The sequence below is a fragment of the Roseibium aggregatum genome (assembly GCF_017309185.1).
Lineage (GTDB): Bacteria > Pseudomonadota > Alphaproteobacteria > Rhizobiales > Stappiaceae > Roseibium > Roseibium aggregatum_B.
Genome location: NZ_JAEKJZ010000005.1, coordinates 155388 through 168794 on the forward strand (window position 1 = coordinate 155388; position 13407 = coordinate 168794).

The following is a 13407-nucleotide window of genomic DNA, read 5'->3' on the forward strand; positions in this document are numbered from 1 at the left end:
CTCGTGCCCGCCTCAGGCGTCCAGCATGCGTTTGAGCAGTTCCAGCTCCTGCGCAAGCGCGTAGTCGGAGCGGGCCATTTCCTCGATTTTGCGCACTGCGTGCAGCACGGTTGTGTGATCGCGGTTGCCGAACCTGCGGCCGATTTCCGGCAGCGAGCGCGGTGTCATCACCTTGGCCAGATACATGGCAATCTGGCGCGGGCGGACGATCGTCCGGGTGCGCCGTGCGGACAGAAGATCCGCCTTGGTGACATTGTAGTGCTTGGACACCACGCGCTGAATGTCCTCGATCTTCACTCGGCGCGGCTCACTGGAGCGCACCAGGTCGCGCAGCGTCATTTCCGCCATTTCCTGGGTGATCGGCTGGTTGGTCAGCTGATTGTGCGCGACCAGACGGTTCAGGGCGCCTTCCAGATCGCGGCCGGACGAGGCGACATGCCGGGCGACATAGTCCAGAACGGCTTCGGGAACCTCGAATTGAGGATAGGTCTTTTGAGCGGCTTCGACGCGCGCGACCAGAATGTTCCGGCGCAGGGCGAAGTCCGGCTCCTGGATGCCGACGACCAGCCCGCCGGAAAGCCGGGAGCGTACCCGGTCGTCCAGGGTGTCGAGTTCGGACGGAGCCCGGTCCGCGGCCACGATCACCTGACGCGCGCCGTCGATGAGAGCGTTGAGCGTGTGACAGAATTCCTGCTGGACCTGTTTTCCATGAAGGAACTGCATGTCGTCGATCAGCAGCAGGTCGATGGTCCTGAGGGTTTCCTTGAAGGCCAGCGCGGACTGGGATTTCAGGGCGGTGACGAATTTGTACATGAAGTGCTCGGCGGTCAGATAGAGCACCTTGCGCCCGCTGGCCCGTACCTTGGAGGCAACGGCCTGCATCAGGTGGGTTTTGCCCAGACCGACAGAGGCGTGCAGGTAAAGCGGATTGAAGGTCACCGCGCCGCCTGCGGCAACCTGCCGGGCCGCGGCCAGCGCCAGATTGTTGGATTCGCCTTCGACGAAGGTTTCAAACGTGTACTTCGGGTCGAGTGCGGCCCCCTGGAGGACATCGCGCGAGCTGTCCGATACGGTTTCTCCGCGTCCGAGGGCGGCCGTTGCCGCCTGGGCGCGGGTGACCTGGGCGGCTTCGGCGAGCGGGTCTGCGCGCCCTTCGGCCATGACAGGCTTCGCTCCGGAGGGAGCGGCGAGGCTTTGCTTGACGGCCGGGGACTGTCGCGGGCGAATGGCGCCGCGGACGGTCAGCTCGATGCGGTGCACATTATCGCATTCACGCTGCCAGAGGCCCATGAGCTGGTCGTTATAATTATTTTGGATCCATTGCTTCAGAAAACGGGTCGGAACGGAAAGACGGACCGTGCCGTCCAGGTGTTCCTCCAGATCGACACGAGCGAACCAGCTCGTGAAAACATCGTCGCCCAATTCCGCGCGAAGCTGTTTCTTGACCCGTTTCCAATGTTCGGAGCCGCCTGCCTCCTGAACCTGCATGTTATGCCTCCTATCAATGTGAAGAACAGTCCGCCACAGCCGTTCTTCGCCGCCATGCTGCTTTTGCAGCTTATAATGTCCCTTTTGGGACGGTTATCTTGTTGGCCGCAGAAAATCTGCGGCCAGTTCCCGTTGAAACCGGGGTATCTAACTTTGTGACCAGGGCAGACCGGCGGCTTTCCAGCCGGACTGGGTTCCACGGTGCCCGTCGCCGTCGAGCGGGCCTTCGAAACCATCGGAGATGTTGATGCACTGAGTGTGCCCGGCTTGCGTCAGGGCTATTGCCGCGGATTGGCTCCGGGCGCCGGAGCGGCACAAGAAATAGATTGGAGCGGTTTGGTCAAGTCCTTTTTTGGCCAAATGGCTCGACACCGCTTTGACGAAATCCGGATTGGGGCCTGACGAGGGGAAGCTCTGCCATTCGGCCAGGACAGGCTCCTTGCCGATTTGACGAAGATCCGGCAAACCGACAAAGGTCCATTCGGCCTGGGTGCGCACGTCTATCAGGACCGAGTCCTCCCGCGTGGAGAGGGCGCTGTAGGCGTCCCGTGCGCTGACATCCCCGGCGTAACCAATAGCTTTACTCATAAAAGCCCCCATCAATAGCTTGCGGCTATTGATTAAAAGTAATTTCTAATTTTCTGGAAAATTTGCGAGATTAGGTCGCGGCTAAGCGCCGTCATATTCGAACACACTAATGTATTCGTTGAGTGATCGTGTTAGCACGTGCTCAGTTATATATCGCCTAAACTTATTCATTGCTGTTCCAAGCGCCTATTTTTAGGTTGTCCGCTGGTCTTTTCCCCGCCAGCCACTTGTTAATATACAGACCGCTTCTGTCTCGGCAACAGGGTCTTTGGCATGCCTCCGGAAGTCTGTCGTTCCTGAACGCTTATTGAGGATATCTGGTACCCTGTGGGTGAGGGAGCAAAAGCTTTTTGCCGCAATGACTTTTGGCCCTGAGCGGCAGTGTCACATTTTAAAAACTGCGGATTCAAAAAAATTTTTACAACACATATCTTGACTCGTATCGAATCCGGTTCGATCACGTTTGGTCCCGTCTACATATGCATAACATGCTGAAATTTAAGGGAAAGTCTTGTCACTGCGTCAATCGGTGAAAATGCGTGAAATACGCGCTTTGGTTGTCTATTTTCGTCATCCACAAAATTGCACGGCTAAAAAAAACCCGGCTCGATGGCCGGGTCTTTGTAACGGTCGTATGACGGAAGAATTAAGCGCTGAGTGCCTTGATCCGGGCATTGAGGCGGGAAACCTTCCGGGAGGCCGTGTTGGCATGCAAGACACCCTTGGATGCCGCGCGCATGATTTCCGGCTGGGCAACCTTGAGCGCTTCGTTGGCGGCACTCTGGTCGCCGGAGGCGATCGCCTCTTCAACCTTGCGCAGGAAGGTGCGCATGCGGCTCCGGCGGGCTTGGTTCGTGGCCGTCCGGCGGGCAATCTTGCGGGCCGCCTTCTTGGCCGATGGTGTGTTGGCCATGGGCTCAATCCTGATCGGTAATGGGGACGAAAGTCCGGTGACGATCGGGACCAGGGCGCAAGGCCGGATCAGACCCGATCAAACAATAACGGCGGCGGAAAACCGCCACCGATTGGGCGCTGCTTATAGCCGCGCGAAGAACGGCAGTCAACGGCTTTATCGTTGATACCGGTAAGTTTATTTGTTCCGGAATTGCGGCGAGCGCTTCTCCACGAAGGCGCTCATTCCCTCGGTCTGATCTTCCAGGCCGAACATGGAATGGAACGCGCGCCGCTCGAACCGGACGCCTTCGGCAAGGGTGGTCTCGTAGGCCCGGTCGACGCACTCCTTGGCCATCAGGACAACAGGCAGCGAGAAATCTGCGATCTTGTCCGCGGCCTTCAGCGCTTCCTCGAGCAGGTCGTCGGCCGGAACGATGCGGCTGACGAGCCCGCAGCGTTCCGCTTCCTCGGCATCCATCATGCGGCCGGTCAGGACCATGTCCATGGCTTTAGCCTTGCCGACGAAGCGCGTCAGCCGTTGTGTGCCGCCAGCGCCCGGAATGACGCCGAGCGTGATTTCGGGCTGGCCAAACTTCGCCGTGTCGGCCGCAATGATGAAGTCGCACAGCATGGCCAGTTCACAGCCGCCGCCCAGCGCGTATCCGGCAACAGCGGCAATGATCGGCTTGCGGTTTTCAGACACCCGGTCGAAAGGCGTGATCAGGTCGGTCAGATAGGCGGAGGCGAAGGAATGCGGCTGCATTTCCTTGATGTCGGCTCCCGCAGCGAAGGCTTTTTCCGATCCGGTAATAACGACGCAGCCGATCCGCTCATCTTCCTCGAACTTGTCCAGCGCCTTGCCGAGTTCGGCGATAAGCTCCGAATTCAGCGCATTCAAAGCTTTCGGCCGATCGAGAGTGATCAAGCCAACCTTCCCGCGTTTTTCGACACGGATATTCTCGTACCCCATTTCGCCTGCTCCCAGTGCCAGGACATGAAAATCACGGTTCATGCCTAACCGACCAGGGGCCGGTCCGCAAGGTTGGCTAAAAGCGTGACATCGGGGGAACGGGCAGGGCGCTATTTCTGACAGAGCGGACAGTAAAAGGTCGATCGGTTAGACTGGACCATCCTGGCAATCGTACCCTTGCAGCCGGGCGTCCGGCAGGCGCTGCCTTCCCGGTCGTAGACCGCGAAGGAATGCTGGAAATAGCCGAGCGTTCCGTCCGCCTGGGTATGGTCCCTGAGCGACGAGCCGCCTGCGGCAATCGCGTCCTGAAGCGTCGCGCGGATATTACCGGCAAGCTCGACAGCCTTTTTGGTGGGTCTGCCGGCGGGCGTGACCAGCGTCCCGGCCAACCGTTGCGGACTCAGTCCGCTCCGCCACAGCGCCTCGCAGACATAAATATTGCCGAGACCCGCGATCAGTTTCTGGTTCAACAGGGCTGCCTTGAGCGGCGTCTTGCGGCCCTGGAAGAGGCGCGCCAGGGTTTCACCGCTCAATTCATTGCCGAGCGGTTCCAGACCGAGTTCCTTGAAATAGGGGTGGCCGGCAAGCTCCGTGCGAGGGACGAGGTCCATGAAACCGAAACGGCGGGGGTCGTTATAGATGATGCGGGCGTGACCGCCCGTTCGCGTTTCCAGATGGAAGACGACATGATCGTGGCGCGGATCCTTTCCCTTCGCATGGGCAAAGGCGCCGGGCCGGGTCGCGTCGAAGTCGTTTTCGATCCGGAACGACCCCGACATTCCAAGATGCATGATCAGGACGTCGCCGCTGTCGATGTCGGCGAGCAGATATTTCGACCGCCGCGACAGCGCGGTGACCTGCCGTCCCTCCAGACGCGCGGCGAACCGATCGGGAAACGGAAAGCGCAGGTCGGCCCGGTTCTGGTCGAGCGAAACGATCGTCGCGCCCTCGAAGGTCGGCGCCAGGCCGCGTTTGACGGTTTCGACTTCCGGCAATTCAGGCATCTGAGGACTGGTCTCCGCTTGATGTGCGCGTTATTAGGGTCCGTATTCTCGAGCTTCACTTCCGTTTGCGGTCTGCGGCAAATGGCCATCGAAGATAGCGCCCGTGAGCCGCTTGTACTATGGTCCGCCGAACTTTGCAGACGAAGAGACAAAATGTTCCGCCAGGAGGCGCTTTCATGACGCAGCAGGCTAAAGGCCACAAGAGCGCAACCGGCCGCGCGCCGGAAGAGATGCCGACCAGTTTCGGCTTCACCCGGGTCGCCGAAGGCAGCAAGCAGGCGCTGGTGGACGATGTCTTTCACAAGGTCGCCGACCGCTACGATCTGATGAACGATCTGATGTCGGGTGGTTTCCACAGGGTGTGGAAAGACGCCATGGTCTCCTTCCTGGCGCCGCCCAAACAGGGGGCGAACTGGAAGCTCCTGGATGTGGCCGGCGGAACCGGTGACATCGCCACCAGGGTGGTGCGCCGGTCCGGCGATACGGCCGGGGCCGTGGTCTGCGATATCAACGAATCCATGCTGAGCGTCGGCCGGGACCGTGCCGAAAAGGCCGGTCTTGGCGATCTCATCACCTTCACGCAGGGAAACGCGGAAGACCTTCCCTTTCCCGACAAGAGCTTCGATGCCTATACCATCGCCTTCGGCATCCGAAACGTGCCGGATATTCCCAAGGCCCTTCGGGAAGCCTATCGGGTGCTGAAGCGCGGCGGCCGCTTTCTGTGCCTTGAGTTCTCCGAGGTCGACGTGCCGGTTCTGGACAAGGTCTATGACACGTTTTCCTTCAACGCGATCCCGCAGATGGGCAAGCTGGTTACCGGTGACGGCGACCCCTACCGGTACCTGGTGGAATCGATCCGCAATTTCCCGAGCCAGGAGCGTTTCGCCGAGATGATCCGCGACGCCGGATTCGAGCGCGTGAGCTACCGCAATTATTCCGGCGGCATCGCCGCTCTGCACTCCGGCTGGAAGATCTGACTAGATGCTTCCGGGAATGCCTCTCTTCCGCCTCGTGCGGGCTGGATATGTCATGGCGCGCGAGGGCGTGTTCGGGCTGGTATCGCTGCCGGACCTGCCGGCGGGTCCGAGGCTTGGTCTCGCGGTTGCGCGCCTGTTCGAGCGCCGGGCCGTCAGGGACAAGAGCGCGGACCTGCGCCTCTCCGACGCGCTCAACAAGCTCGGCCCCTCCTATGTCAAGCTCGGCCAGTTCCTGGCGACGCGCGCCGACGTGGTCGGCAAGGACGCCGCCCGTGAGCTGTCCGCGCTGCAGGACCGTCTGCCCGCCTTCTCTCACGACGCGGCCAGAGCAGCCGTGGCCGAACAGCTCGACCGGCCGGTGGACGAGATCTTTGTCGAATTCAGCGAACCGGTCGCCGCCGCCTCCATTGCCCAGGTTCACCCGGCCATCGTCCGCGACAAGGACGGCGCGGAGCGAAAGGTCGCGGTAAAGGTGCTCCGGCCGGGGGTTTCAAGACGGTTCCAGCGCGATCTGCAGAGCTATTATCTGGTGGCGCAGCTCGCGGAGCGGTTCCACGCCCCGTCGCGGCGCCTGCGTCCGGTGGCGGTTGTCGATACGCTGGCCCAGTCGGTCGCCATGGAAATGGATTTCCGGCTCGAGGCGGCTGCCCTTTCGGAGATGGCGGAAAACACCGCCGGGGACCCGGGCTTCCGGGTGCCGTCGGTCGACTGGATGCGCACCTCCAAGGGTGTCTTGACCATGGAGTGGATCGACGGCCTGAAACTCTCCGACCTGGACGGCCTGAAAGAGGCCGGCCACGATCTGGAGGCGCTCGGAGCGACGGTCATTCAGAGTTTCCTGCGTCACACGCTCCGGGACGGCTTCTTCCATGCCGACATGCATCAGGGCAACCTGTTCGTTCAGGATGACGGTACGCTGGTGGCCGTCGATTTCGGCATCATCGGCCGCTTGAACAAGCACGAGCGCCGGGTTCTGGCGGAAATCCTGTTCGGCTTCATCACCCGCAACTACAAGCGCGTGGCCGAGGTTCACTTCGAGGCGGGTTACGTGCCGGCGGATCAGGACGTCGACATGTTCGCCCAGGCCATCCGCGCCATCGGCGAGCCGATCCACGGCCACGATGCCAGCGAGATTTCCATGGCGCGCCTGCTCACCCAGCTTTTCGAGGTGACCGAACTCTTCGAGATGCGCACCCAGACCCAGCTGATCATGCTGCAAAAGACCATGGTCGTGGTCGAGGGCGTCGCGCGCTCGCTCAACCCCAATCTCGATATGTGGAAGACCGCCGAGCCGGTGGTGGGCGCCTGGATCAAGGACAACCTCGGCCCGGTCGGCAAATTGCGCGACGCGGGCGATGCGATTTCCGCCCTGTCCCGGGTCGCCAACGACATGCCGCTCTTCGCCGACCGCATCGGCCGCATGTCGGAGGAACTGGAAAAGATGACCGCCACCGGCCTCCGGTTCGATTCCGAAACGGCGGAGGCCATCGGCAAGGCGGAAGCCCGGCACACACGTTCGGGTCGGGTCGCTCTCTGGGTGATCGCGGTGTCGCTGGCGGTAATTGCGGCGAAGATGATGTTTTGAAAGCTCACATCTAGTCCTTTGAAAAGCGTTGCGTCCACGCAACTTCTAAAGGAAGCGCTGTAGTCAGGCCGGGGTCACCCGCCGCAGCGTCAGATTAATCCTTCCGCCACTCTTCAGAAGCGTAGACGTGTCTTTCAGGATCCGGTCGACGCCGTGAAAGATCAGCCTCGCCTCGCCGCCGAGCACGACCACGTCGCCGGACTGGAGACGGAAGGACCTGGTCGGGTCCTTGCGGTTGAGGCCGCCGACCCGGAAGGTGGCTGTGTCGCCGAGCGAGACGGAAACGACCGGCGCGTCGAAGGTTTTTTCATCCCGGTCCTGATGAAGACCGAGCTTCGCGCCCGGCTCGTAGAAATTGATCAGGCAGGCCTCGGGCGGCGGTGCGTCCGGTGCGACCGCGCGCCAGAGATCCTTTAAACGCTCGGGAATTTCCGGCCAGGGTTTGCCCGTCACCGGATGAAGCGGCTGGTAACGGTAGCCGGCCTTGTCGGCGACCCAGCCGAGCAGCCCGCAGTTGGTCATCCGAACGGAAAACGGTTTGCCGGTTCCAGGCATGACAGGCCGGAACAGCGGTGCTTCGGCGACAATGGTGCGGATGTCTTCGACCAGCGCCTCCTGGGCGGCGCGGTCGAAGTGACCCGGACCGTACCGGAGGCCGTTCAGGGTATTGATGGGGATCTCCTGCATGATCCCAATATAGGAGAAACCGTCAGTCGCCGCAGCCCCCGCAGCCCGAGCCGCATCCGCTTCCGCCACTGCTGCAACCGCTGCCACCGCCACCGCAGCCGGATGATTTTCCGCCGGAGGACTTTTCCAGGATCTTGAACAGCACGAAAATGCAAAAGGAAACGCCGACCAGAAACCACAGTGTGTGCTCGAACGCCCAGTGCCACACCATCGAGCGCAGTTGTTCAAACAGCGTGTCGCCTTTCGGCTGGCCGTGGGCGAAGGCGAGTCCCGTGCCGAACATCAGCGCCAGACCGGCGAGGCAAAGGCCATAAGCGGAGGCAGGAACGGACCGGATCCGGTGAAGGCCCTGCAACACGAAACGGGGCCATTTCGGTCTCGGAAGCAGCAAGTAGTCCCGGCTGTTCACCCGTTTGAAATGCGGCGCCCGCCCGAAGCGGATGGCTTCTTCCGGCCACAGGTCGGCCGGAGGGTCGCCGAATTCGCGCCTGTAGAGAGCCAGCGTCTTCGCGTAGGCCTGCCGGAACAGCGCCGCCTGGTCCGGGCCGCCTTTGGTCGGCATGTGGTGCAGAGCGCCGCCGAGAGCGTCCCGGAAAGGCCCCCAGTAGTGTCTGGTATATGTCAGATGCAGATGCCAGGCCTGGTCGACCTCGTCGCTGGGCGTGACCATGCCTTCTCCTAGCCGGGTCAGATAGGCGAACCGCTGGTATTCGAGGATGGCCCGTTGCGCGTAGGCGGGCGTCCAGCCGTTGTCTCGGGCAAGCCTGCCGGAAAAGGCAAAGTCGGCTTCGACATCGTCCGGATGGCAGGACCGGATACGGGACCAGAGATCGGGATCTTTCATGCGGGCGCTTCGCCTCCGTGGCCGTTACCGCTCGCCGCAGTGTCTCAGCCAAGACTGAACGAAATGCAAAAACGGGCGTTATTGCCGCGATCGCGGCAATAATCGTTCAGCTCGCCGCCCGCGGTAACCCTCTGGGAAGAAATATCGCTCATCTATGGCGCTCAGGACAAATGTCGGTAGACAGATGTCTTGCAGGCAAAGTTTCATCCACCTATATAGCGGTCAAGCTTCGCGCCAATCCACGAGTTCCCACTCCGGCGCGTTGTCCGGGACTTTCCCGGAACCCACATGTGAGGAACCGGAGCGATGCCTAAACGGGTCTATCCGGTTTGCTAGAAAGAGAGGCAAAAATGGCAAAGGTCATTGGTATCGACCTCGGCACGACCAACTCGTGCGTCGCCGTCATGGACGGCAAGGATCCCAAAGTTATCGAAAACGCGGAAGGTGCACGCACCACGCCGTCTATGGTGGCGTTCAGCGACGACGGCGAACGTCTCGTTGGCCAGCCGGCGAAACGCCAGGCGGTCACCAACCCGACCAACACCCTCTTCGCGGTCAAGCGCCTGATCGGCCGGCGTTACGACGACCCGACCGTCGCGAAGGACAAGGGCCTGGTTCCCTACGAAATCGTCAAGGCGGATAATGGCGATGCGTGGGTGGAAGCCAGCGGCGACAAGTATTCCCCGTCCCAGGTGTCCGCCTTCATTCTTCAGAAGATGAAGGAAACCGCAGAGAGCTATCTCGGCGAAACCGTGACCCAGGCGGTGATCACCGTTCCGGCCTACTTCAACGACGCCCAGCGTCAGGCCACCAAGGACGCCGGCAAGATCGCCGGTCTCGAAGTCCTGCGCATCATCAACGAGCCGACCGCGGCAGCGCTTGCCTACGGCCTTGAAAAGAACGACGGCAAGACCATCGCGGTCTACGACCTCGGCGGCGGCACCTTCGACGTGTCCGTTTTGGAAATCGGCGACGGCGTCTTCGAAGTGAAATCCACCAACGGCGACACGTTCCTCGGCGGTGAAGACTTCGACATGGTCCTCGTCGACTACCTGGCGGCCGAGTTCAAGAAGGAACAGGGTATCGACCTGAAGCAGGACAAGTTGGCTCTGCAGCGTCTGAAGGAAGCCGCTGAAAAAGCCAAGATTGAACTGTCCTCGTCGTCCCAGACCGAAGTCAACCTGCCGTTCATCACGGCGGACGCCTCCGGTCCGAAGCACCTGACCCTGAAGCTGACCCGCGCGAAGTTCGAATCGCTGGTCGATGAACTGGTCAAACGCACCATCGAGCCGATGAAAGCCGCCCTGAAGGATGCCGGCCTCGCGGCCGGTGAAATCGACGAAGTGGTTCTGGTCGGCGGCATGACCCGCATGCCGAAGATCCAGGAAACCGTGAAGACCTTCTTCGGCAAGGAGCCGCACAAGGGTGTGAACCCGGACGAAGTCGTCGCCATGGGCGCCGCGATCCAGGCCGGTGTTCTGCAGGGCGACGTCAAGGACGTTCTGCTGCTCGACGTGACCCCGCTGTCGCTCGGCATCGAAACGCTGGGTGGCGTCTTCACCCGCCTGATCGACCGGAACACGACGATCCCGACCAAGAAGAGCCAGGTGTTCTCCACCGCCGAAGACAATCAGACGGCTGTGACCATCCGGGTCTTCCAGGGTGAGCGCGAAATGGCCGCGGACAACAAGATCCTCGGTCAGTTCGACCTGGTCGGCCTGCCGCCGGCGCCGCGCGGCGTACCGCAGATCGAAGTCGCCTTCGACATCGACGCCAACGGTATCGTCAACGTGTCCGCGAAGGACAAGGGCACCGGCAAGGAGCAGCAGATCCGCATCCAGGCCTCCGGCGGTCTCAGCGACAGCGACATCGAGCAGATGATCAAGGACGCGGAGTCCCATGCGGACGAAGACAAGAAGCGCAAGGAGCTGGTGGAAGCCAAGAACCAGGGCGAGTCTCTGGTCCACTCCACCGAGAAGTCGCTGAACGACTACGGCGACAAGGTCTCCGCCGAGGACAAGACGGCGATCGAAGAGGCCATGGCTGCTCTGAAGACCTCGCTCGAGGGTGAGGATCTGGAAGACATCAAGGCCAAGACGCAGACCCTTGCGGAAGTGTCGATGAAGCTCGGCGAAGCCATGTATCAGGCCGCACAGGCCGAGGCTGAAGCCGGAGAGGGTGCTGAAGAGGCAGCCTCTGCGAAAGAAGACGACGTCGTCGACGCGGATTTCGAAGAAGTCAAAGACGAAGACGACAAAAAATCCGCTTAAGTGAAAAGGGGCGGCCGGCTTGGCCGGCTGCCCGTTCGCGACCATTCTCCGGCGCCGGTTGCCTGATTGCCTGATGACAAGGGCACATGTGCCCGGCGCTTTCGCCGTAATTGGCGCCGGATTTATCCAGGCGGCCGGCGGTGCAACAACAAGACCGAGAGATCTTGATGTCCAAACGTGATTTCTATGAGGTGCTGGGCGTAGCGCGCGATGCGGACGAAAAGGTGCTGAAAAGCGCTTACCGCAAAATGGCCATGAAATTCCATCCGGACCGCAATCCGGACGATGCGGAAGCCGAAGCCAGGTTCAAGGAAGTCAACGAGGCCTACGACACGCTGAAGGACGGCCAGAAGCGGGCCGCCTACGACCGCTTCGGTCACGCGGCCTTCGAAAATGGCGGGTTCGGCGGTGGCGGCGGCGCCGGGGCTCATGATTTTTCCTCCACCATGTCGGACATCTTCGAGGAGTTCTTCGGCATGGGCGGTGGCGGCCGCCGCTCCGGCGGACGCGAGCGCGGCGCCGATCTGCGCTACAATCTGGATATCTCGCTGGAAGATGCCTTTGTCGGCAAGACCGTAGAGATCGAGGTGCCGACCAGCGCGACCTGCGATGTCTGCGAGGGATCCGGGGCAAAGCCGGGCACAAGTCCGACCACCTGCCGCACCTGCGGTGGAGCGGGCCGGGTTCGGGCCGCTCAGGGCTTCTTCACTCTGGAGCGCACCTGCCCGACCTGTCAGGGCCGCGGACAGGTGATCACCGACCCTTGCGAAAGCTGTGGCGGTACCGGCCGCAAGACCCAGGAGCGGACGCTTTCGGTCAATATTCCCGCCGGTATCGAGGACGGCACCCGGATCCGTCTGGCGGGTGAAGGCGAAGCGGGCGTGCGTGGAGGTCCCGCAGGCGATCTTTATATTTTCCTGTCGATCCGTCCGCACGATCTGTTCCAGCGCGATGGCGCGGATCTGTTCTGCCGCGTTCCGATTTCCCTGACGACCGCAACCCTTGGCGGCCAGTTCGATGTGCCGACCGTCGACGGCTCCACGAGCCGGGTTAAGGTGCCCGAAGGCACCCAGACAGGGAAGCAGTTCCGCCTGCGCGGCAAGGGCATGCCGGTCATGCGTTCAAGCCAGCACGGCGACATGTATATCCAGGTCACGGTCGAGACGCCGACAAACCTGACGAAGCGCCAGCGCGAACTGCTGGCCGAATTCGAAAAGGAAGCTTCCGGTGAAAACCATCCGGAATCAGCCGGTTTCTTTTCCAAAGTAAAGGACTTCATCGATAATCTCGGGGCATAACGCGCAATTTGTGCGTCCGGTTATAGTATCTCCCGGCAAACTCTCTTATATCAGCTGTATCAGTCCGAGAGAGGTAAGATGCTGAAACGTCGGGGAGAGTCCCTCAGGGGGAAGATAAACAAGGCGGCAGCAGTCCGTGCCAGGGTCCTGGAAGAGGTCAAATTCATACGATCCTGGGCCCAGCATCCGCTTCGCACCGGCGCGATTACTCCCTCGGGTCCGGAACTGGCCGCCAAAATGGCCTCCTTCGTGACGCCGCAACCTCATTCCCGGGTGGTTGAACTGGGCCCGGGCACCGGAGTGGTCACAAAGGCGCTTCTGGATCGCGGCTTTTCTCACCCTCAGCTCAATCTGATCGAATACAGCGCCGAGTTCTGCGACCTGTTGAGCCTGCGTTATCCCGGTTTGCCGGTTCTTCAGGGTGATGCCTATGCCTTGCGCGCCAGTCTCGCTCAACCGGGCGGTTTTTTCGGTGGCGACGTTGAGCCTCGTCATTCGCTGGATGGAATAGTGTCCTCCTTGCCGCTTCTGACCCGGCCCGAGCCGGTCAGAAAAGCGTTGCTCGACGATGCGCTGGACCTTCTCAAGCCGGGCGCGCCCTTCATTCAGTTTTCCTATGGGCTGACGGCGCCGGTCAAACCGAACAGCCGCGCGGTGTCTGTCTTCAGCTCCGACTGGGTCTGGAAGAACCTCCCCCCCGCGCGGGTATGGGTTTACCGGAAAGGCCATTAGCAGGCCGTTTGACCAGGTGTTTGTCCCGCCGGATAGCACCGGTCTCCTTGTTTTTACAGTATATATTACG

At 61.3% G+C, this 13407-nt stretch carries 12 protein-coding genes; 5 read left to right on the forward strand and 7 right to left on the reverse strand.

Annotated elements, in window-relative coordinates; genetic code table 11:
• Positions 1-12: 12 nt before the first annotated feature.
• The 5 genes from dnaA to mutM all read right to left on the reverse strand — a co-directional run bounded on the left by dnaA (position 13) and on the right by mutM (position 4944).
• Entirely contained in the window at positions 13-1488 is a 1476-nt protein-coding gene (gene dnaA, locus JF539_RS20555) for a chromosomal replication initiator protein DnaA (RefSeq protein ID WP_207142613.1), read from the reverse strand.
• A gap of 147 nt (positions 1489-1635) precedes the next feature.
• Positions 1636-2076, reverse strand: coding sequence for a rhodanese-like domain-containing protein (locus JF539_RS20560; RefSeq protein ID WP_207142614.1), 441 nt, complete (start codon positions 2074-2076; stop codon positions 1636-1638).
• Between the two features lie 646 nt (positions 2077-2722).
• On the reverse strand, positions 2723-2989 hold the full coding sequence (gene rpsT / locus JF539_RS20565) for a 30S ribosomal protein S20 (protein WP_207142615.1): 267 nt from the start codon (positions 2987-2989) through the stop codon (positions 2723-2725).
• A 177-nt stretch (positions 2990-3166) separates the two neighbouring features.
• Entirely contained in the window at positions 3167-3940 is a 774-nt protein-coding gene (locus tag JF539_RS20570; protein WP_207142866.1) for an enoyl-CoA hydratase, read from the reverse strand.
• A 110-nt stretch (positions 3941-4050) separates the two neighbouring features.
• The gene (gene mutM, locus JF539_RS20575) at positions 4051-4944 is read right to left on the reverse strand and encodes a bifunctional DNA-formamidopyrimidine glycosylase/DNA-(apurinic or apyrimidinic site) lyase (RefSeq protein WP_207142616.1); all 894 of its coding nucleotides are present in this window, start codon (positions 4942-4944) and stop codon (positions 4051-4053) included.
• A 230-nt stretch (positions 4945-5174) separates the two neighbouring features.
• On the opposite strand from mutM, the gene ubiE reads away from it, so the two are divergent.
• Together ubiE and ubiB are read left to right on the forward strand one after the other, a co-directional pair.
• Positions 5175-5921, forward strand: a complete 747-nt coding sequence (gene ubiE, locus JF539_RS20580; protein WP_236042603.1) for a bifunctional demethylmenaquinone methyltransferase/2-methoxy-6-polyprenyl-1,4-benzoquinol methylase UbiE — start codon at positions 5175-5177, stop codon at positions 5919-5921.
• Positions 5922-5937: 16 nt separating this feature from the next.
• The gene (gene ubiB, locus JF539_RS20585; protein ID WP_236042585.1) at positions 5938-7506 is read left to right on the forward strand and encodes a 2-polyprenylphenol 6-hydroxylase; all 1569 of its coding nucleotides are present in this window, start codon (positions 5938-5940) and stop codon (positions 7504-7506) included.
• Positions 7507-7569: 63 nt separating this feature from the next.
• Here ubiB and JF539_RS20590 read toward each other — a convergent pair whose 3' ends face one another.
• Together JF539_RS20590 and JF539_RS20595 are read right to left on the reverse strand one after the other, a co-directional pair.
• Complete coding sequence (locus tag JF539_RS20590) at positions 7570-8193, reverse strand: alpha-ketoglutarate-dependent dioxygenase AlkB family protein (RefSeq protein WP_207142619.1); 624 nt, start codon at positions 8191-8193, stop codon at positions 7570-7572.
• 22 nt (positions 8194-8215) lie between these two features.
• Positions 8216-9037 carry a glycine-rich domain-containing protein gene (locus tag JF539_RS20595; RefSeq protein WP_207142620.1) on the reverse strand — a complete coding sequence of 274 codons (822 nt, stop codon included), beginning with the start codon at positions 9035-9037 and terminating at the stop codon, positions 8216-8218.
• 350 nt (positions 9038-9387) lie between these two features.
• On the opposite strand from JF539_RS20595, the gene dnaK reads away from it, so the two are divergent.
• The 3 genes from dnaK (at position 9388) to JF539_RS20610 (ending at position 13337) form a co-directional block, all read left to right on the forward strand.
• Positions 9388-11307 (forward strand): molecular chaperone DnaK, encoded by a 1920-nt coding sequence (dnaK, locus tag JF539_RS20600; RefSeq protein ID WP_207142621.1) that lies wholly within the window; start codon positions 9388-9390, stop codon positions 11305-11307.
• A gap of 167 nt (positions 11308-11474) precedes the next feature.
• Positions 11475-12605, forward strand: coding sequence for a molecular chaperone DnaJ (gene dnaJ, locus JF539_RS20605; protein ID WP_207142622.1), 1131 nt, complete (start codon positions 11475-11477; stop codon positions 12603-12605).
• A 78-nt stretch (positions 12606-12683) separates the two neighbouring features.
• A complete protein-coding gene (locus tag JF539_RS20610; protein WP_207142623.1) occupies positions 12684-13337 on the forward strand; it encodes a class I SAM-dependent methyltransferase in 654 nt (217 codons plus the stop codon).
• The last annotated feature ends 70 nt before the right edge of the window (positions 13338-13407 follow it).

What these genes read in the sequence shown, in the direction of transcription:
- dnaA (WP_207142613.1), bottom strand. Translation starts at nt 1,488, where the DNA reads ATGCAGGTTCAGGAGGCAGGCGGCTCCGAACATTGGAAACGGGTCAAG.
- JF539_RS20560 (WP_207142614.1), bottom strand. Translation starts at nt 2,076, where the DNA reads ATGAGTAAAGCTATTGGTTACGCCGGGGATGTCAGCGCACGGGACGCC.
- rpsT (WP_207142615.1), bottom strand. Translation starts at nt 2,989, where the DNA reads ATGGCCAACACACCATCGGCCAAGAAGGCGGCCCGCAAGATTGCCCGC.
- JF539_RS20570 (WP_207142866.1), bottom strand. Translation starts at nt 3,940, where the DNA reads ATGGGGTACGAGAATATCCGTGTCGAAAAACGCGGGAAGGTTGGCTTG.
- mutM (WP_207142616.1), bottom strand. Translation starts at nt 4,944, where the DNA reads ATGCCTGAATTGCCGGAAGTCGAAACCGTCAAACGCGGCCTGGCGCCG.
- ubiE (WP_236042603.1), top strand. Translation starts at nt 5,175, where the DNA reads ATGCCGACCAGTTTCGGCTTCACCCGGGTCGCCGAAGGCAGCAAGCAG.
- ubiB (WP_236042585.1), top strand. Translation starts at nt 5,938, where the DNA reads ATGCCTCTCTTCCGCCTCGTGCGGGCTGGATATGTCATGGCGCGCGAG.
- JF539_RS20590 (WP_207142619.1), bottom strand. Translation starts at nt 8,193, where the DNA reads ATGCAGGAGATCCCCATCAATACCCTGAACGGCCTCCGGTACGGTCCG.
- JF539_RS20595 (WP_207142620.1), bottom strand. Translation starts at nt 9,037, where the DNA reads ATGAAAGATCCCGATCTCTGGTCCCGTATCCGGTCCTGCCATCCGGAC.
- dnaK (WP_207142621.1), top strand. Translation starts at nt 9,388, where the DNA reads ATGGCAAAGGTCATTGGTATCGACCTCGGCACGACCAACTCGTGCGTC.
- dnaJ (WP_207142622.1), top strand. Translation starts at nt 11,475, where the DNA reads ATGTCCAAACGTGATTTCTATGAGGTGCTGGGCGTAGCGCGCGATGCG.
- JF539_RS20610 (WP_207142623.1), top strand. Translation starts at nt 12,684, where the DNA reads ATGCTGAAACGTCGGGGAGAGTCCCTCAGGGGGAAGATAAACAAGGCG.